General features: G+C 65.2%; 19 protein-coding genes. 10 read left to right on the plus strand and 9 right to left on the minus strand.

The window, feature by feature from the left end:
* The first annotated feature begins 1 nt into the window (after window position 1).
* From cydB to OCH7691_RS19595, 3 genes are all read left to right on the plus strand, one after another.
* Window positions 2–1,006, plus strand: coding sequence for a cytochrome d ubiquinol oxidase subunit II (gene cydB, locus OCH7691_RS19585; RefSeq protein ID WP_085885448.1), 1,005 nt, complete (start codon window positions 2–4; stop codon window positions 1,004–1,006).
* An 81-nt stretch (window positions 1,007–1,087) separates the two neighbouring features.
* On the plus strand, window positions 1,088–1,627 hold the full coding sequence (locus OCH7691_RS19590) for a superoxide dismutase family protein (protein ID WP_085885294.1): 540 nt from the start codon (window positions 1,088–1,090) through the stop codon (window positions 1,625–1,627).
* Between the two features lie 150 nt (window positions 1,628–1,777).
* The gene (locus OCH7691_RS19595) at window positions 1,778–2,074 is read left to right on the plus strand and encodes an FYDLN acid domain-containing protein (RefSeq protein ID WP_085885295.1); all 297 of its coding nucleotides are present in this window, start codon (window positions 1,778–1,780) and stop codon (window positions 2,072–2,074) included.
* Window positions 2,075–2,108: 34 nt separating this feature from the next.
* Here OCH7691_RS19595 and OCH7691_RS19600 read toward each other — a convergent pair whose 3' ends face one another.
* Window positions 2,109–3,191 (minus strand): zinc-binding metallopeptidase family protein, encoded by a 1,083-nt coding sequence (locus OCH7691_RS19600; RefSeq protein ID WP_085885296.1) that lies wholly within the window; start codon window positions 3,189–3,191, stop codon window positions 2,109–2,111.
* A gap of 179 nt (window positions 3,192–3,370) precedes the next feature.
* Between OCH7691_RS19600 and OCH7691_RS19605 the strand changes: the two genes are divergently transcribed.
* Together OCH7691_RS19605 and OCH7691_RS19610 are read left to right on the plus strand one after the other, a co-directional pair.
* Window positions 3,371–4,021 carry a TetR/AcrR family transcriptional regulator gene (locus OCH7691_RS19605; protein ID WP_085885297.1) on the plus strand — a complete coding sequence of 217 codons (651 nt, stop codon included), beginning with the start codon at window positions 3,371–3,373 and terminating at the stop codon, window positions 4,019–4,021.
* Window positions 4,022–4,151: 130 nt separating this feature from the next.
* Complete coding sequence (locus OCH7691_RS19610) at window positions 4,152–4,559, plus strand: DUF2852 domain-containing protein (RefSeq protein WP_085885298.1); 408 nt, start codon at window positions 4,152–4,154, stop codon at window positions 4,557–4,559.
* Window positions 4,560–4,654: 95 nt separating this feature from the next.
* Here OCH7691_RS19610 and OCH7691_RS19615 read toward each other — a convergent pair whose 3' ends face one another.
* The 8 genes from OCH7691_RS19615 to OCH7691_RS19650 all read right to left on the minus strand — a co-directional run bounded on the left by OCH7691_RS19615 (window position 4,655) and on the right by OCH7691_RS19650 (window position 12,194).
* Complete coding sequence (locus OCH7691_RS19615; RefSeq protein WP_085885299.1) at window positions 4,655–5,416, minus strand: methyltransferase family protein; 762 nt, start codon at window positions 5,414–5,416, stop codon at window positions 4,655–4,657.
* Window positions 5,417–5,585: 169 nt separating this feature from the next.
* Window positions 5,586–6,152, minus strand: a complete 567-nt coding sequence (locus OCH7691_RS19620) for a GNAT family N-acetyltransferase (protein ID WP_176245172.1) — start codon at window positions 6,150–6,152, stop codon at window positions 5,586–5,588.
* 79 nt (window positions 6,153–6,231) lie between these two features.
* Entirely contained in the window at window positions 6,232–6,666 is a 435-nt protein-coding gene (locus OCH7691_RS19625) for a histidine kinase dimerization/phospho-acceptor domain-containing protein (RefSeq protein WP_085885301.1), read from the minus strand.
* Between the two features lie 241 nt (window positions 6,667–6,907).
* The gene (locus tag OCH7691_RS19630) at window positions 6,908–7,339 is read right to left on the minus strand and encodes a DUF1810 domain-containing protein (protein WP_085885302.1); all 432 of its coding nucleotides are present in this window, start codon (window positions 7,337–7,339) and stop codon (window positions 6,908–6,910) included.
* A complete protein-coding gene (locus OCH7691_RS19635) occupies window positions 7,336–10,029 on the minus strand; it encodes a sensor histidine kinase (RefSeq protein ID WP_085885303.1) in 2,694 nt (897 codons plus the stop codon). The genes OCH7691_RS19630 and OCH7691_RS19635 overlap by 4 nt, the downstream gene beginning before the upstream one ends.
* A complete protein-coding gene (locus tag OCH7691_RS19640) occupies window positions 10,026–10,283 on the minus strand; it encodes a hypothetical protein (protein WP_085885304.1) in 258 nt (85 codons plus the stop codon). Before OCH7691_RS19640 ends, OCH7691_RS19635 begins: the two co-directional genes overlap by 4 nt.
* A complete protein-coding gene (locus OCH7691_RS19645; RefSeq protein ID WP_085885305.1) occupies window positions 10,280–10,645 on the minus strand; it encodes a response regulator transcription factor in 366 nt (121 codons plus the stop codon). The genes OCH7691_RS19640 and OCH7691_RS19645 overlap by 4 nt, the downstream gene beginning before the upstream one ends.
* A 106-nt stretch (window positions 10,646–10,751) precedes the next feature.
* On the minus strand, window positions 10,752–12,194 hold the full coding sequence (locus OCH7691_RS19650; RefSeq protein ID WP_085885306.1) for an XRE family transcriptional regulator: 1,443 nt from the start codon (window positions 12,192–12,194) through the stop codon (window positions 10,752–10,754).
* Window positions 12,195–12,427: 233 nt separating this feature from the next.
* Between OCH7691_RS19650 and OCH7691_RS19655 the strand changes: the two genes are divergently transcribed.
* The 5 genes from OCH7691_RS19655 (at window position 12,428) to OCH7691_RS19675 (ending at window position 17,620) form a co-directional block, all read left to right on the plus strand.
* Complete coding sequence (locus OCH7691_RS19655; protein ID WP_085885307.1) at window positions 12,428–13,771, plus strand: substrate-binding protein; 1,344 nt, start codon at window positions 12,428–12,430, stop codon at window positions 13,769–13,771.
* Between the two features lie 100 nt (window positions 13,772–13,871).
* Window positions 13,872–14,900: a branched-chain amino acid ABC transporter permease gene (locus OCH7691_RS19660; RefSeq protein WP_085885308.1), complete on the plus strand. Its 1,029-nt coding sequence runs from the start codon at window positions 13,872–13,874 to the stop codon at window positions 14,898–14,900.
* Window positions 14,901–14,942: 42 nt separating this feature from the next.
* The gene (locus tag OCH7691_RS19665) at window positions 14,943–16,088 is read left to right on the plus strand and encodes a branched-chain amino acid ABC transporter permease (RefSeq protein ID WP_085885449.1); all 1,146 of its coding nucleotides are present in this window, start codon (window positions 14,943–14,945) and stop codon (window positions 16,086–16,088) included.
* A 9-nt stretch (window positions 16,089–16,097) separates the two neighbouring features.
* A complete protein-coding gene (locus OCH7691_RS19670) occupies window positions 16,098–16,853 on the plus strand; it encodes an ABC transporter ATP-binding protein (protein WP_085885309.1) in 756 nt (251 codons plus the stop codon).
* Window positions 16,850–17,620, plus strand: a complete 771-nt coding sequence (locus OCH7691_RS19675; protein WP_085885310.1) for an ABC transporter ATP-binding protein — start codon at window positions 16,850–16,852, stop codon at window positions 17,618–17,620. The genes OCH7691_RS19670 and OCH7691_RS19675 overlap by 4 nt, the downstream gene beginning before the upstream one ends.
* Window positions 17,621–17,629 lie beyond the last annotated feature (9 nt).

Below are 17,629 nucleotides of genomic sequence, written 5' to 3' on the forward strand. Positions count from 1 at the left end.
CATCGGCTTCGATTTCGTCATCATCTGGACCGTCATTCTGGCCGGCGGGATCTTCCTGTACGTGCTGCTGGACGGCTTCGATCTCGGCGTCGGCATGCTCTATGGACTGGCACCTGACCGCGACAGCCGCGAGGTCCTGATGAGTTCCATCGCGCCGATCTGGGACGGCAACGAAACCTGGCTGGTGTTCGGCGGGCTCAGCCTGCTCGCCGCATTCCCGCTGGCCTTCGCGATCATCGTTCCGGCGCTCTATTTGCCCATGCTGCTGATGCTGCTCGCACTCGTCTTCCGGGGTGTTGCCTTTGAATTCCGCGTCGAGGACGAGGCGCACCGGGGCTTCTGGGACTACGGATTCTGCGTCGGCTCGATCCTCGCGAGCTTTGCCCAGGGCGTGATGCTGGGCACCTTCATCGAGGGCTTCGAGGTCGAGGGTCGGCATTTCGTCGGCGGCAGCCTGGATTTTCTCACGCCCTTCTCGGTGCTGTCGGGGTTCGGGCTGATGGCCGGCTACGGCCTGCTGGGCGCCGGCTGGTTGATCATGAAGACGACCGGAGCCATTCAGGCGCGCGCCCGCCGGCAGGGACGTTATTGCCTGATCGGCGTGCTGCTGGCGATCGCGATGGTGAGCCTCTGGACGCCCCATGTCAGCGCCGAGGTCGCGGCGCGCTGGTTCTCGTGGCCGAATATCCTGTATCTCTCGCCAGTGCCCGTGGCGACCGCGCTGCTGGCGCTCGGTGTGTGGCGGGCGCTCGGCGGGACATCAGAGCATTGGCCCTTCGTCGGCGCGGTCGGCCTGTTCGTGCTCGCGTATGCGGGGATCGCCATCAGCCTCTGGCCGATGATCGTCCCGCACCACTACACCCTGACCGAGGCGGCTTCGTCGGAAAGCACGCAGGGCTTCCTGCTTGCGGGCACGCTGGCGCTGCTGCCGGTGATCCTCACCTACACCGCTTGGTCGTACTGGATTTTTCGGGGCAAGGTTCGACGCGACAACGGTTATCATTGAGCGCGGAACCCTCGCTGTCGCCCGGCCGTTGGCCAGGTACTGCACGGCAGGAATACCATCGCATCAGAAACGGAGGACGACATGCCCGATCATTCGAACCCAGCATGGAACAGGCTCGCGGCCCGCGCGCTCGCGATCGCCGGGGCCTGCGCGGTCGCGGTGCCCGTCGCCTTCGCCGCGCCGGGCGACAAGGCGAGCGTGGCGATGAAGAGCGCCGAGGGCGCCGATCTCGGCCAGGTCATGCTGGAGGAGACGCCGCACGGCGTCCTGCTGCATGCCGATCTGCACGGGTTGCCGGAAGGAACGCACGCCTTCCATGTCCATGCAGTCGGTGCGTGCGAGCCGCCCTTCAAGTCGGCCGGGGGCCATTTCAATCCGTCCGGCGCGGCCCATGGCCTGATGTCGGCGGCGGGTCCCCATGCCGGCGACATGCCGAATATCCATGTCGGATCGGCCGGCACGCTCAATGTCGAGATCTTCAACAGCTGGCTCGCGATCGATGACAAGCTGTTCGACGATGACGGCGCGGCGATCGTCATCCATGAAGGCGGTGACGACTACAAGTCCTATCCCGCCGGTGCGGCAGGGCCGCGAATCGCTTGCGGTGTCATCACGAAGTAAAGCTGCAAATCGGCTGAACATTGTCCGGGAAATCATTCCGGGCGGTCGTGGATCGCTCGCCTGCCCGAGCCGGTTTCGTCCTCCGGATCGGGTCGGGCGAGGCCACGGATCATCGGCATTATTTGCAAAATTCGGCGGAATGACCATTTCATGGGGGGCGGCGAATATGTTTTCGCTGCATCTCATGAAAGCGTTGTCCATGCTCCACAAGAATCATTTCACGGCAATCTCGGCGTCTTTCGCGCGCGCCCTGGCGATGCGGACGTGAGCCGGGCCGAGAGGGGCGAGAAGCATACCTGCGCGGGCTGCGGGATGAAGTTCTTCGATATGGGCAAGGCCGATGCCACCTGTCCGGGTTGTGGCGACAAGCCGCCGCCGCCGCGCCTCAAGAAGTCGTCGGGGCCGCCACGCAAGACCGCCCGACCGGTGTTCAGCCGTCAGAGCTGATCCCTGGCGGGCCATGCGGTTGGCCGGTTGCCGGCTACCCGCCCGACCGGGTGCCGCCCGCCTGGCGGATCATGTCATGCACGAGGCGGAGCTTGTCGATCACTGTTGGCGACAGCACGAACGGATAGAGGTCGGGCTGCCCCATGCTCTCGTTCAGGCTGTTGACGGCGTAAGTGAGCGGTAGCCAGGCCGCGAGCAGGACGTCGAAACTGCGTTCCTGGCAGGCGTCGAAGTCGATGCGGGTCGTGAGGGTCGGGTCCTTGCCCGCCCTCGGCGCAATGCCCAGCCCGAACCCGTTTGCCGTTTCGAGGGTGTCGACGATGTGCATGTAATGCGCCCAGGTCTCGGCGAAATCCTCCCACGGGTGGGCGCTTGCGTAGCTGCTGACGTGATTCTCCTGCCAGTTCGCGATCGGCTGGGCGTAATGCGTCGCCAGTGCCTCGGCATAGTCACGTCGCTCGTCGCCGAAGGTGGCGCGACAACTGTCCAGCCAGCCGCCATGCCGGGCGAGCCGTTCCCAGTAATGATGGCCGATCTCGTGCCGGAAATGGCCGAGCAGGGTCCGATAGGGTTCGGCCATCTCCTGGCGCATCCGCTCGCGCTCGGCGTCGTCGGCCTCGGCGAGATTGATCGTGATCGTGCCTTCCTCGTGGCCGGTCATGATCTGCGGGCCTTCCGCGAAGGTCGGCGCGGTGTCGGCGAGGAAGTCGAAGGCGACCCCCCGTTCCGGGTCCTCGAGCTTGCTGACGACCGGCAGGCCGAGCCGCAGCAGGCCATAGACGAGGCGGTGCTTGGCCGCCTCTATGCGCTGCCAGAGCGCCAGATTGCTGGCGATGCTGAGGTCGGGGATCGTGCGGTTGAGCCGACAGGCCCGGCAGAAGACCTCGTCCCCGGTTGCCGGTACCAGCCAGTTGCAGGCATCGTATCCGGCATTCCGGCAGAAGCGATAGGTGCCGCCGGGGTGGCCGATCGGGTGCCAGACTCCGTCCGGGCCGGGGTTAAGAGTCTCCAGTCTGGCCGTTTCGGGCTGGAAGCCGAGGACATGGCCGCAGCTTTCGCAGCGGGTATTCCCGAAATAGAGTAACTGGCCGCATTGCCGGCATTCGAACGGTTTCATGACCGGCTCCGCCGGCCGGAAGCGACTGCCGTCTTCATGGATGCCACCTGTTTGTGCTCCGCGCCGGCAATGGCACGGCCCGGGAAACCAACGTCGCATGAAAAAGGACGGTTCCCAACGGTCCATTGGGCGAACAATCGGGCTGCAGGGTCGCGGCACTTGATGTAAGAGCTATTCACATGAGTTGGACACGAGATGGCAAGTCGGGCCGGCGCGGCTATCATCATGGCAATCTGCGCGAGGCGCTGATCCAGGCGGCCCTTGACCTTATCGCGGCGAAGGGGCCGGCGGGCTTCACCTTTGCCGAGGCGGCGCGCACGGCGGGCGTCAGCGCGGCCGCGCCTTACCGCCATTTCCGGGACCGCGATGCCCTGCTTGCGGACGTCGCCCGCCAGGGCTTCGAACGCTTCGAAGGCATCCTGTCGATCGCCTGGAACGATGGCCGCCCGGACAGCTTCACGGCTTTCGGCAATCTCGGCAAAGCCTATCTCGCCTTCGCGCGGACCGAGCCGGCCTATTATTCGGCGATGTTCGAGGTGGGCGTGCCGCTGGAGGACCACCCGGAACTGCGCAAGGCCGGCGACCGGGCTTTCGCCATCGTGCGGGCCGCTGCCGAGACACTGGCCGAGACGATGCCCCGGGCGAAGCGGCCGCCGGCGCTGATGATGGCGCTCCATATCTGGTCGATGTCGCACGGCATCGCCTCGCTGTTCGCCCGTGGCGACGAGGCCCGGCGCAAGCTGCCGATGACGCCGGAGGAACTGCTGGAGGCGGAGTTCCTGATCTATCTGCAGGGGCTCGGATTCGACGGGATGGCGGCGGCCGGCTGACCTCCCGCGCCGATTCCGGGGAAGCCGGATCGGGAAGTGCGTTTTTCTGTTCGGGCGATCTTGACAGGCGAAATGGCGCTGCTTACCTATGTTAATGTCATTAACATTCACATGACATGAGGCAAATCGAATGGACGTCACTGCAAAACTCGACGACATGGGGAAGCCCGCCTGGATCGCTGTGATGGTCCTGGGCTTCATCGTCTTCTGGCCGGTCGGACTGGCCATCCTCGGTTATCTGATATGGAGCGGACGCATGGGTTGCTGGAAACGGAACGGAATGAACGGAATGGGCCGGGCACGCGGCCGCTGGCATGGCCCGCAGAACGGCCGTCACGCCGAATCGACCGGCAACAGCGCGTTCGACGAATACCGCAACGAAACGCTGCAGCGGCTGGAGGAGGAGCAGAAGGAGTTCTTCGCGTTCCTCGAGCGCCTGCGCCAGGCCAAGGACAAGGCGGAGTTCGACCAGTTCATGGCCGACCGTCGCCAGGGCGGCGGCAGCCAGTCGGGGCCGGAGCCGCAGCCGCAGGCCTGACCCGGTAACACACCGAACGATCGCAATACCGAACGACGCGCCGGGCCCCGCAGGGCCCGGCGTTCTGCTTTGGGTGAGCCTCGCAGGCCTACACGTCAGCGGCCGTCGACATGCAGCAGGCGGGTGTTCTTCTTGATCGTCCGCAATGTGAGGAAAAGCATGAGCGCCGCCGCCAGCGACCAGCTCCAGATCCCGTCTTCTTGGAACCAGGTGCGGAGCGATTCGCCTTCGATCGCGAGATCGGTGATCGCCTCGAGGCCGTAATAGGCAAGGCCGACCGACAGCACGCCGTTGTATTCCCGACGCAGGACGGTGCGCAGCGAAAAGCGTTCGGCCGGCCGCTTCCAGAGCCGGAAGGCAGGCAGGAAGGCCGGGGTCACGCCCAGCCAGTCGAGATAGCCGGCGCCGAATTTCGCGGCGAGGAAGCGTTCCTCGGCGGCGATGATGCGCTCGATGTAGAGCCAGTAGGCAAGCGCCACGATCAGGACGAACCACCAGCTCTTGGTGGCGAGCGCGATACCGAGAATGACAACGAAATTGCCGAGATAGAGCGGGTTCCGCACGACCGAATAGAGTCCGGTCGTGTTGAGAAAGCTGGCGCGCTGCTCATGGGTGTTCCGCCCGGAAGTGCCGGCCGGCACGAAACCGACGGTCAGCCAGCGGATGGCAAGGCCGCCGATCGAGAGCAGGATGCAGGCCAGCATCCAGATGTCTTCGGCCCGCTCGCCCCAAAGTGCCTCGAACTGCGCCGCCTGGTAGAGCGCCGGCAGGCCGACCGGAACGATGACCAGCGGCAGGTAGCTCCGCCAGCGAAACAGGAAGCCGCCATCCTGCTCCAGACGTCGGACGATACGCATCGGGCCGGTTCCCTCTAGCAGTTTCGCAGGTGCCGTCGGCGTGCCGCGGCCAGCGGGCCGCGTCTCACGCTCCCGGACCGTCGCAGATCGGGCGTCCCGCGACAATTGCCCCGATCGTCGCAGGTCCTTGTCCCGCTTTCCGGCCGACCGCGACCAGCCGGGCCGCCTGTTACGCGGCCCTCGTGTCGGCCGTCCCGATCGTGCCGAGGGAATTGTCCTGGTCGCCCGGGTAGAACGCTGCGGCCTCGATTTCCGCCTCCTCGAGCAATGTCAGGGGACTCGGCCAGGGCGAACGAATCCGGCCCGCCATCTCCTGATCCCGGAACGCGAGAGAAGCGCCGCATTTCTGAGCCATGCGCTGCATGCCCAGGTTCTCCGGCAGACAGGCCATATGGAGATCGCGAATGAAGCGGTTCCGCGCGAGCGCGATCGACTTCCGCAGCAGGTCGGTGCCTATGCCACGGTTCTGGAAGGGCTTCTCGACGCTTGCCGCGAACTCGGCGGTCGCGGGTTCCGTGCCGCCGGCCATGCTGAGTTGGGCGAGCCCGCGCAGAACGTTCCCGGATCGATAGCCGATCATCACCGTGCGGCCCCAGTCGATCCGATTGCAGAACGACCGGATGAAACCGTCGCCCACGGCGCCGAAGAAGCGCAGCCGGCGATCCGCAAGGTCGAGCCGGAGCAGATGATCGCGGATCTCGTCGCGATTCCGTGGCTCGAGTTTACTGATAGACATTATCGGTTCCTGACATTCGATACTGTCCGACGCCGGAGGGATCCGGCGGTCGGTCGGGATATCTTGTCGGTGAAGGCTCTCAGGCGGCCCGTTCGGAGGGACGCGCATTGCCGTTCCCGGGATTGCCGAGCAATTCAGCGACCAGGGTTTCGATACGGGCTTCCTCGGCGAGCACGATGTCGACGAAGCGGCCGCGCTCGCTGGCAGCGATATCCGGATGGTCGCGCAGAATCTCGGCGGACGAGCGGATCGAGGTCAGCGGCCCGGCGAGCCGATCGGCGATATCGGAGAGAACGGGGGCCTCGGCGCCCAGAACGGGCTTGCGCCCGAAGCGGTTCCGGAGCGCCATCCCGACCCGGGTCATGAAATCGCGCATGGCTTGGGAGCGCATGGTTTGCCCAAGCCTGATGTAATGCGCGAGATTTTCCGCGCTCAGGTCCGGCCGCTCGAAGATTTCATAGTTACCGACGGTGTCGGCGTGGGGATTCTCGTGAGTCTCGGGCTTTGCCCACATGGAAGACCTCCTTCGATCAAAGAGACTGTCTTCCTCCCTGGTACGACACCTGATTTGCCGGTCGCTTATTGCATTGCACCCACGAAATATGAGTGGGTTAGGGGGACTATTCAAGTAGTATATTGCATTGCACAATAAGTGTGCCGAATGCCGGAATCGTGGGCAGGGGCAGCTTAGAAGAACGGCAGACCACGACCGTCACTGGGGCCGAAACGACGACCGCGGCCCGCCCGGCGACCGATCAGCAGGCCAGGCGCTCGAGGCTGCGGTTGTCCGGCATGCCGTCGAAAAAGCCGTCCAGCAGCGACTGGAAGAGCGCGATGTCGGCCGGATCACAGGCCGCCTCGCGAAACAATGTCGCGGACGAGCGGAGTTTCAGGTCGTCCGGCGTGCCGAGTATGTCGCCGGCCGTCCGGCCCGCATGACGGAGCATCAGCCGGGCGCAGGAACGCAGCCGGGCGCCGAGCAGCGGGTCGGCGAGATAGCGCCGGGCCTGGTCGAGGTCCGAGATCGCGAAATGGCGCGCGGTCGGGCGATGGCCGAGCCCGCCGATCTGGGGGAAGACGAACCACATCCAGTGACTTTGCTTCCGCCCTGCCGTGAGTTCGGCGATGACCGTGTCGAAGACCGCTGCCTGGGCCTCGACGAAGCGGCTGAGGTCGGGATCGGTCACGGGCTTTCCGGGGGCGGGATGCCGGCCGACGCGAGCGGCGTGCGGATGATGAATCGCGCCCCGCTGGACCGGCCGGGCTCGAGGCCGATCGAACCGCCGAACGTCTGCATGATGCGCAGCGAGATCGGCAGCCCGAGGCCCGCGCCTCCCGCCGCGGAATGGCGGAAGAAACGTTCGAAGACGCGCTCGCGCAGGCCTTCCGGGATGCCCGGTCCGTTGTCCTCGATCGCGACCTCGTAGGCGCCGTCGACGACCCGGCTGTCGATCCGGATGGCGGGATCGGGGCCGTTGTTGTGCTTGATCGCGTTGGAGATCAGGTTGATGAAGACCTGCGACAGCCGGTCGGCATGCGCCCTGACCAGCACCGGGCCGGCACGTTGCCCCCAGTTGAAAGCCACCCTGCGTCCGCCGGACGCAGCGAGCGCGACCTCGACCGCGACGTCAAGCACCTTCTCGCCATCGATGTCGTCCAGCGGGACGCTGTCGGCGTCCTCGTGCAGGAAACTCATGTCGCGGATCTCGTCGAGCAGGCTGGTCAGCCGGATGCTTTCCTTCTGGATGATCGCCGCGAAGCGCCGTCGGGTGTCGGCATCGAGGTCGGGGCTCTGTTCGAGGATTTCGGCGAAGGAACGAACCGAGGTCATGGGCGTCCGGAGTTCGTGGCTGACCTGCGAGAGGAATTCGTCCTTCTGCATGTCGAGCGACCTGAGCCGCTCGTTGGCGGCGCGAAGCTGGGCGGCGGTATGCTCCGCTTCCCGGCTCTTCGCCGCCAGCGCCTGGCTGGTTCGCATCAGTTTTGCCGCCTCGTCGGCGATATCCATGAGGTCGGTCAGCGATATGGTCTCGCCGCCGGCGGACCGGTTGACCATGGCATGCGCCGAAGCGGCGCCGACCGAGCCGGCGAGTTCGCGTTCGAACCGCGAAATGAAAGCGGGCGAGGGGTCGGGCAGACCGCTGGTCTTGCCCTGGGCGCGCGCGGCCGAGGCGAACAGCGCGGCGGCGGCATCGCGGCCGAGGATCCGCTGCGCCAGGATGAACAGGTCCTCGGTCGCCGCCGAGCGGCGCACGACGCCGAGCGTCTGGCCCGGTTCGGACCGGAAGACGTCGACGAACAGCGTCCCCTGCAGCCGCTCGAGCGGGCTCAGCCGGGTGAACAGCGAGACCAGGATGAGGACGGCCGCGTTCGCGCCGACGCTCCAGAAGGTCGCGTGGACGAGCGGATCGGCGCCGGTGAACCCGGCAAGGGCATGGGGCCGAAGCATCCCGATGCCGAACAGCCCGTCACGGATGGTCTCGGCCGACAGGATGAAGGTGCCGTCGAAGCTCGGCAGGAATAGCGTGTAGGTCCAGAGCACGAAGCCGGTCAGCAGGCCCGACATCGCGCCGGCCTTGGTTGCGCCGCGCCAGAATATCCCGGCGATCAGGCTGGGCAGGAACTGGGCGACGCCGCAGAAGGCGATCAGGCCGATCGAGGCAAGCGCACCCGAGCCGCCGGTCAGGATGAAATAGAGATAGCCGAGCCCGAGCACCGCGACGATGGCGAAGCGCCGGGTCATCAGCAGCACGCGCATCACGTCGCCGCTCTGTTCCTCGCGCCGCAGCGACAGCAGCCACATCGAGATCGGCGCGATGATGTGGTTCGAGACCATGGTCGAGAGCGCGATGGTCGAGACGATGACCATCGAGGTCGCCGAGGAGAAGCCGCCGATGAAGGCGAGGATGGCGAGTTCCTGCTTTCCCGCCGACAGCGGCAGCGTGAGCACGAAGAGATCCGGATTGGCGTCGCTGGGCATCGTCGCCAGGCCCGCGCCGGCGATCGGCAGGACGAAGGCCGAGGTCAGCAGGAGATAGAACGGAAACATCCAGGAGGCAGTCACGAGCTGGCGTTCGCTGGTATTCTCGACGACCGTCACCTGGAACTGTCGGGGCAGGCAGATGATGGCCGCTGCCGACAGGAAGAGCAGCGTCACCCAGCGCGACCCGAACACCGATTCATCGAAATTGGCCGCGGTCAGCGTGGTCGAGAGCGACTCCGGCAGGCCGCCCGAGATTCCGAAGATCGCGAACATGCCGACGGCGATCAGCGCGGTCAGCTTGACGATCGCCTCGGCCGCGATCGCGGCGACCACGCCGTAGTGTCGCTCGTTCTCGTCGAGGGTCCGCGTGCCGAAGAGGATCGTGAAGACGGCCATGCCGACCGCCGTCCAGAAGGCGATCCGCGCGTCATGCTCGGCGCCGCCGCCGATGATGACCTCGAAGCTCAGCGTCACCGATTGCAGTTGCAGGGCGATATAGGGGGTTGCGGCCATGACCGCGACAAGCGTGGCGATCGCCGCGAGCGCGCCCGACTTGCCGTAACGCGACGAGATCATGTCGGCTATCGAGGTGATCCGGTGGGTTCGGCCAATGCGGACGATCTTGCGGATCAGCCACCACCAGCCGACGAAGACCAGGGTCGGGCCGAGATAGATGGTCGCGAATTCGAGGCCGCTGCGGGCCGCCGATCCGACCGCGCCGTAAAAGGTCCAGGCGGTGCAATAGACCGATAGCGAGAGCGTGTAGACGACCGGCGAATGCAGCCAGCGTTCGCGCCCTCGCGCTGCCCGCCGGTCGACGAACCAGGCGAGACAGAACAGCAGCGCAACATAGATCAGCGAGACGGCGAGTATGAGGTTGGCGCTGTGCGTCAACGGTCGCCTTCCTCTCTCAGCCGCCGGGCGAGCCGGAAAGCCGAGAGCACCAGTGCCGCCCAGACGCCGAAGATATAGAGGATGATGATCGGGATGCCGAAGACCGTCCGTGAATCGGCGAAGATATGGATGATTGGCGGGGTGATCAGTGCCAGCCCGACAAAGGGCAGGACGAAGGCGATCTCGCGAAGCCTGCGCGCGGCAAGCGCCTGCTCGCCCGGGTCGGGCGCCGGCGGCGTGCCTTTCCTTCTCACCCGGCCAATCGCTTGACGGCGGCGACCACGTCGGCGTTCGAGAAGGGCTTGATCATGAACAGGTTGGCCCCGCAGGCTTCCGCCACCTCGCGATCGCGCTTCTGTCCCTTCGCGGTCAGCATGAGCACCGGCAGGGAAGCGAGTGCCGGATTGCCGCGCAGTCGTCGCAACAGGTCGAAGCCGTTCAGTCCCGGCAGCATGACGTCGAGGACCAGGACATCGGGTGGGTCGACCAGCAGCGCGTCGAAGGCCGTCACGCCGTTGCCGTGCGACGTGACGTCGAAGCCTTCCCGGGACAGCAGGAAGGTCAGCGATTCAACTATGTTGGGCTCGTCTTCGACGATAAGCACTCGCCCGGGCATCAATGCCCCTCCCTCAATCGCATTCGGAATCGCGGACTCTCTGGCCCGCTTGTCTCATTCCGAAACGCATTAGAACCCAGAATCGAAGGAATGGAAAAGTCTTCATTCAATGGGTGATGACGGAAGCCTCCCGACGGGAGTCGCAGTCCTGGTGAATGCAGATACGGCAAGTCGAGCCGACCGGCGCCGGCGTTTCCTGCCAGTGGACGGCGTAAACCGTATCGGCCGAACTCGCCTGATCGAGGATCAGCATGTCGGCGGCCATGCCGCGCCGCCGGCTGCCGGCGATCGCCAGTCGTCGCTCGCTGCCCGAGAGCATCACGATGGTGATCAGCAGCCGGCTGCCGAACGGCCCGACATGGTGAACAGGCCAGTTCGGGCAGTCGATGTCCCGGGCCCGGGGCATCAGGTCGAGGGCGCCGCGGCGACGCAGTACCCGGCCCGACGCGTCGACCACCAGATGCGTGGCACGTGGCGCCCCGCGTGCGAACAGGGCCGCGGTGCGCCGGAAGACCAGCGCGCTGTCGTCGTCGGCGGCGCGGATGAGATCCTCGAAGTTCCAGTGGACCCGGCGACCGAGCTCGAGGAACCCGGCTGCCGGCAAACGGATCGCGTCGGCGACGCGCCCGACCAGTTCGTTGCGGACGATGGCGTACATCGGGCTGTCGGTGGCGGCATCGGTGGAATCGAGGATAGCGCCGATTTCCGGCGGCATGCGCTCGGCGACCAGGGCGTTGGTCAGCATGGCGACGCGTTCGTTGCGGGCCGCCTGGACATCGATGTTCGGCCGGAGCGCGCGGGGCAGGGCAGCGCGGAGCGCTGCCTCGAGATCGCCGCCGTCCTCGATCAGGGTCGCCCGGAGCCGCTCGGCGGCCGCGTCGAGTGAAAGCGAGATGTCGCCCCGTCGGTCGAGCAGGTCTTCCGCGTCGCCCTGCGGATTGCGGCGTCGGCGGTCCCCGGCGATGCGATCGAAATACCGGGCCAGCGAAGAGCCGGTAACCGACAGTCGCGTCGACTGGTCCATCATGTTGTATTCGAACCGGTGCCGTTGCGCGGGATCGATATCGGCCGTCGTGGCAAGGATCTCGGCGGTCGAGCGGAGCGCGGTGATCTCGGTCAGCATTTCGTGGATCGCCTCGGCGAGCGCCGGGTCGTGGGCGAGGCGGTCGCTGAGCGATTCGGCGTCGGCCGCCGCTTCCGCATAGCGCTGGTGGGCGCGTGTCGCGCCGCGCGCCCAGCCCGGGAAACGGGCAATGAATTCGTCGACCGCCGCCGGGTCCATCTCGGGGTCGCCGAGTTCCGGGTCGTTGGCCAGTTCGAGCAGCGAGGCCCGGAGGCGTCGTTCCGCCGACCCGTCGAGCTGGTCGACGGTCAGCGACAGTTCGCGGCCGATGGCGCCGAGCAGGGCACCGCCGATGCCCCGCTTGTTCCGTTCTATGAGGTTCAGATAGGACGCGGAAATGCCGACCCGGCGGGCCAGTTCAACCTGTTTGATGCCGAGTTCCCGTCGCCGTTCCCGGATCATCATCCCGGTGATCGTCCGCGCCATCGCGTAACCCCTTGAGACAGAGCGAGAATTCGCCCCGATGTGTAAAAATTTTACACTTTGCTGCAATGCGATGCAATAAATTGACAAAATTATTGAATTAAATCAATAAGCTATTGTGTGCTTGACCCGCCCTGCGCGAATGTGTCGACAGTGCATATGGAGCGAACCCATTGCCGGTCGGATATTCCGATCCGACAGCAAACGCATAAACCGGGGAATTAGGGAGGGAATCGATGAATCGATTTACCGTCAATCGCCGCACACTGCTGAAGAGCAGCGTCGCCATGAGTGCGGGCCTTGCCGCGCCCGCTTTCTTCATTCGCGGCGCCAATGCCTATACCAACGAGCCGAAGGGCGGGACCGTCACGCTCGGCTTCAACGTGCCGCAGAGCGGCGCCTATGCCGACGAGGGCGCGGACGAGCTTCGTGCCTATCAGCTCGCGGTCGAGCACCTGAACGGTGAGGGCGACGGCGGCCTGCTGAACACCTTCTCCTCGAAGGCGCTCAAGGGCAACGGCGTGCTCGGCAAGAAGGTCGCCTACGTGACCGGCGACACGCAGACCAAGTCGGACGCGGCGCGTGCCTCGGCCAAGCGGATGATCGAGAAGGACGGCGCGGTCATGGTGACCGGCGGTTCGTCGTCGGGTGTCGCGGTCGCCGTGCAGAGCCTCTGCCAGGACATGGGCGTCATCTTCATGGCCGGCCTGACCCATTCCAACGACACCACAGGCAAGGACAAGCGGGCGAACGGCTTCCGCCACTTCTTCAACGCCTACATGTCGGGTGCGGCGCTCGCGCCGGTGCTCAAGGCCAATTACGGCACCGACCGCAAGGCCTATCACCTGACGGCCGACTACACCTGGGGCTGGACGCAGGAAGAATCGATCGCCGCCTCGACCGAGGCGATCGGCTGGACCACCGTCAAGAAGGTCCGCACGCCGCTCGGCGCCGGCGACTTTTCCCAGTACATCACGCCGGTCCTGAATTCCGGCGCCGACGTGCTCATCCTCAACCACTACGGCCGCGACATGGTCAACTCGCTGACCCAGGCGGTGCAGTTCGGCCTGCGCGACAAGATGGTCAACGGCAAGAAGTTCGAGGTCGTCGTGCCGCTCTATAGCCGACTGATGGCCCAGGGCGCCGGCGAGGCCGTGAAGGGCATCTTCGGTTCGACCAACTGGCACTGGACGCTCCAGGACGAGGCGTCGAAGGCTTTCGTGAAGTCGTTCGGCCAGAAGTACGGCTTCCCGCCGAGCCAGGCCGCGCAGACCTGCTACGCCCAGGCCCTGCTTTATGCGGATGCCGCCGAGCGCGCCGGGACCTTCGATCCCTGCGGCATCGTCAAGGCCCTCGAGGGCTTCGAATTCGACGGTCTCGGCAACGGCCCGACGCTCTACCGCGCCGAGGATCACCAGTGCTTCAAGAAAGTCCTGGTCGTGAAGGGTAAGGAAAACCCGGAATCGAAGTTCGATCTTCTCGAAGTGGTCGACGAAGTGCCGGCGGAGCAGGTCATGTATGCCCCGGACCATCCGATGTTCGCCGGCGGCGAACTTGGCACCTGCAATTCGGGCGCCTGATACCGTCATCGGTACGCGATTGCCGGCCGCCCCTCCGGGGACGGCCGGCATCGTCGTCCGGACGGCCATGTCCCGTATCGCGTGACGAGAAGCGGATCTGATGGACGCAATTCTACTGCAAATCCTGAACGGGCTCGACAAGAGCAGCGCCTACGCGATGATCGCGCTCGGTCTGACCCTGATTTTCGGCACGCTCGGTGTCGTCAATTTCGCCCACGGCGCGCTGTTCATGCTGGGCGCCTTCTGCGCGGTGACCGTTCACCGGCTGCTGTCGCTCGACATCGTGACGCTGTCGGCGACTGAAAAGACCGCCTGGGGCACGCCGATGGAGATCCGCACGCCCTATGCGGAGGCCTGGTTCGGCGACTTCGGGACCTGGCTGATCGACTGGTCCGTGCCGGTCTCGATCCTGGTCGCGATCCCCTTCATGCTGCTGTTCGGCGTGTTGATGGAACGCGGCCTAATTCGCCATTTCTACAAGCGCCCGCATGCCGAGCAGATTCTCGTCACCTTCGGCCTTGCGATCGTCCTCCAGGAGATCATCAAGTCCTGGTTCGGCGCCAACCCGATCCCGCAGCCGGCGCCCGAAGCGCTGCGCGGCATGATCGATTTCGGCGCGGCCATCGGGCTGGAGGCCGGCAATGTCGTCTATCCCGCCTGGCGCTTCATCTATTTCCTGTTCGCCATGGGGGTGATCGGCATCGTCTTCGCCTTTCTCCGCTACACCACCTTCGGCATGGTCGTGCGGGCCGGGATGGCCGACCGCGAGACGGTCGGGCTGCTCGGCATCAACATCGATCGCCGCTTCACCATAACCTTCGGCGCCGCGGCGGCGATCGCCGGGCTTGCCGGGGTCATGTATACGCCGATCCTTTCGCCCGATTATCACCTCGGCATGGACTTCCTCGTCCTCTCCTTCGTTGTCGTTGTCGTGGGCGGCATGGGCAGCCTTCCCGGTGCCGTTGCGGCCGGCTTCCTGCTCGGCATCCTGCAAAGCTTCGCCTCGATGAACGAGGTGAAATCCCTGCTTCCCGGCATCGACCAGATCATCATCTATCTGGTGGCGGTGGTGATCCTGTTGACCCGTCCTCGTGGCCTGATGGGTCGCAAGGGCGTGATGGAGACTTGACCGATGACAGTCAGTAGCAGCTCACCGCGCGGCGACATGCTGATGATGCTGGGCATGATCGTCGCCATCGTGTTCGGGCCGATCATCCTCGCGCCATTCGGCGCCGGCTACCCGGATCTCATGCAGAAATTCGCGATCTACGGGATCTTCGCAATCGGTTTCAACATCCTCTTCGGTCTGACCGGATATCTGTCCTTCGGTCACGCGGCGTTCCTCGGCGTGGGCTCCTATTCCGCGGTCTGGATGTTCAAGCTGCTCTCGATGAACGTGATTCCGGCGCTGATCCTCGCGATCCTGATCTCCGGCCTGTTCGCGCTGGTGATCGGCTTCATCACGCTCCGGCGGTCGGGGATCTACTTCGCGATCCTCACGCTCGCCTTCGCCCAGATGAGCTACAACCTCGCCTATTCGGTGCTGACACCGATCACCAACGGCGAAACCGGTTTGCAACTCCTGCTCGATGATCCGCGCATTCTCGACGCGCCGCTGGCCAGCGGCGACCTGCCGCTCGCCAACCTGTTCGGGCTGCAGATGAACTCGACCTACGAAACCTCGTTCCTGGGCATGACGCTCTATTTCAATGCCGGCTACTATCTCTGCGGCGTGATCCTGCTGGTGGCCTTCTACTTCGCCATGCGGATCTTCCGCTCGCCGCTTGGCATGATGTTGAAGGCGATCAAGTCCAACCAGAACCGCCTGAACTACACCGGCGTCAACACCCGACCCTACACGCTTACCGCCTTCGTGATTTCCGGCATCTATGCCGGGCTCGCCGGCGGCCTGCTCGCCTGCACCGACCCGCTGGCCGGGGCGGAACGGATGCAGTGGACGGCCTCGGGCGAAGTCGTGCTGATGACCATCCTGGGGGGCGCCGGAACACTGCTCGGACCGATCATCGGCGCCGGCGCGATCAAGTATTTCGAGAATATCTTCTCGGCCTTCAACGAAAGCGAACTGAACGCGGTCTTCTCGTTCCTGCCGGACGGACTGCGGGAAGCGGTGGTGTCTGTCGCCTCCACCTTCGTCGGCGAAGGCTGGCAGCTCACCCTCGGCGTGCTGTTCATGCTGATCGTGATCTTCCTGCCGGGCGGTCTGCTCGAGGGCGTGCGCCGAATCCTGTCCCTGTTCAACCGTCCACCGGGCGGCGGAATGGAAGAACGCTCCGCCCGCGTCAAGTCGGCGGCCTGAGGGGACATCATGGGCATACTCAACGTCAGCAGCATCAACATGCATTTCGGCGGCCTGCAGGCCCTGAACAACGTCAATCTGGACGTGCGCCAGGGGACTGTGCACGCGATCATCGGGCCGAACGGGGCCGGCAAGTCGACCCTGCTGAACTGCTTCGTCGGGCGCCTGACGCCCGATACCGGCGTCGTCGATTTCGACGGGATTTCCCTGATCGGCCTGAAGCCACACGAGATCAACCAGGCCGGCGTCAGCCGGGTCTTCCAGACCCCGGAAATCTTCGGCGACCTGTCGCTGCTGGAGAATGTCATGATCCCGGCCTTCGCCAAGCGCGACGGGTCTTACCGGCAGAATCTCTGGGCCCCGCTTCGCGGCGAAAGCAAGATCCGCGAACGCGCGATGGCCGCGCTCGCCGACGTCAAGATGGCGGACAAGGCGGGGATGATCGCCAACACGCTCAGCCGCGGCGACAAACGCCGTCTCGAACTGGCGATGGGTCTCGTGCAGGAGCCGAAGCTGCTGCTGCTCGACGAGCCGACGGCAGGCATGGCGCGCGCCGACACCAACGCGACGATCGCGTTGCTGAAGGAAATCTCGGCGACCGGCCTGACGATGGTCATCATCGAGCATGACATGCATGTGGTCTTCTCCCTGGCCGAGCGGATCACCGTGCTCGCCCAGGGAACGGTCATCGCCGAGGACGAGCCGGCGAAGATCAAGGGCCACCCGAAGGTCCAGGAAGCCTATCTCGGGGGGACGCATTCATGACTGCGAGCAGCGATGTGGCGGGTTCCGCGGCCGTCGATCCGCGTGCCCGACGGCCGGCCGGCAGCGCCTATTTCTCGTGCAAGGACGTCCATTCCTATTACGGCGAGAGCTATATCGTACAAGGCGTCGATTTCGATATTGCCGAGGGCGAGATCGTTGCCCTCCTGGGCCGGAACGGCGCCGGCAAGACCTCGACCCTCAGGACCATCGCGCGGACCGATGTGCCGGAACTCCGGCAGGGCGAGATCTGGCTCGACGGCAGGCCGCTTCATACCATGAAAGCCTACGAGGCGGCGGGCGAGGGCGTCGGCCTGGTGCCCGAGGACCGGCGCATCATCCAGGGCCTGACCGTGGCGGAGAACCTGCAGCTCGCACAGATCGCGCCGCCGGTCGGATGGTCGATCGAGCGCATCTACGAGCTCTTTCCCCGGCTCGGAGAGCGGCGCAACCAGGAGGGCACCACGCTGTCGGGCGGCGAGCAGCAGATGCTGGCGATCGGCCGCACGCTGGCGCGCGACATCAAGCTGCTGTTGCTCGACGAGCCCTACGAGGGGCTGGCGCCGGTCATCGTGCAGGAGATCGAGCGCACGCTTGAGCAGATCAAGGCGATCGGCATCACGACCGTGATCGTCGAACAGAACGCGATCGCCGCGCTCCGCCTTGCCGACCGGGCGATCATCCTCGATACCGGGCGGGTTGCTTTCGACGGCACGGCGCAGGAAGTCCTCGATAACGCCGAACTGCGTCAGGAATATCTGGCGATCTGACGGGTCGGT

This window comes from Oceanibacterium hippocampi (genome assembly GCF_900172325.1).
GTDB classification, from domain to species: domain Bacteria; phylum Pseudomonadota; class Alphaproteobacteria; order Sneathiellales; family Sneathiellaceae; genus Oceanibacterium; species Oceanibacterium hippocampi.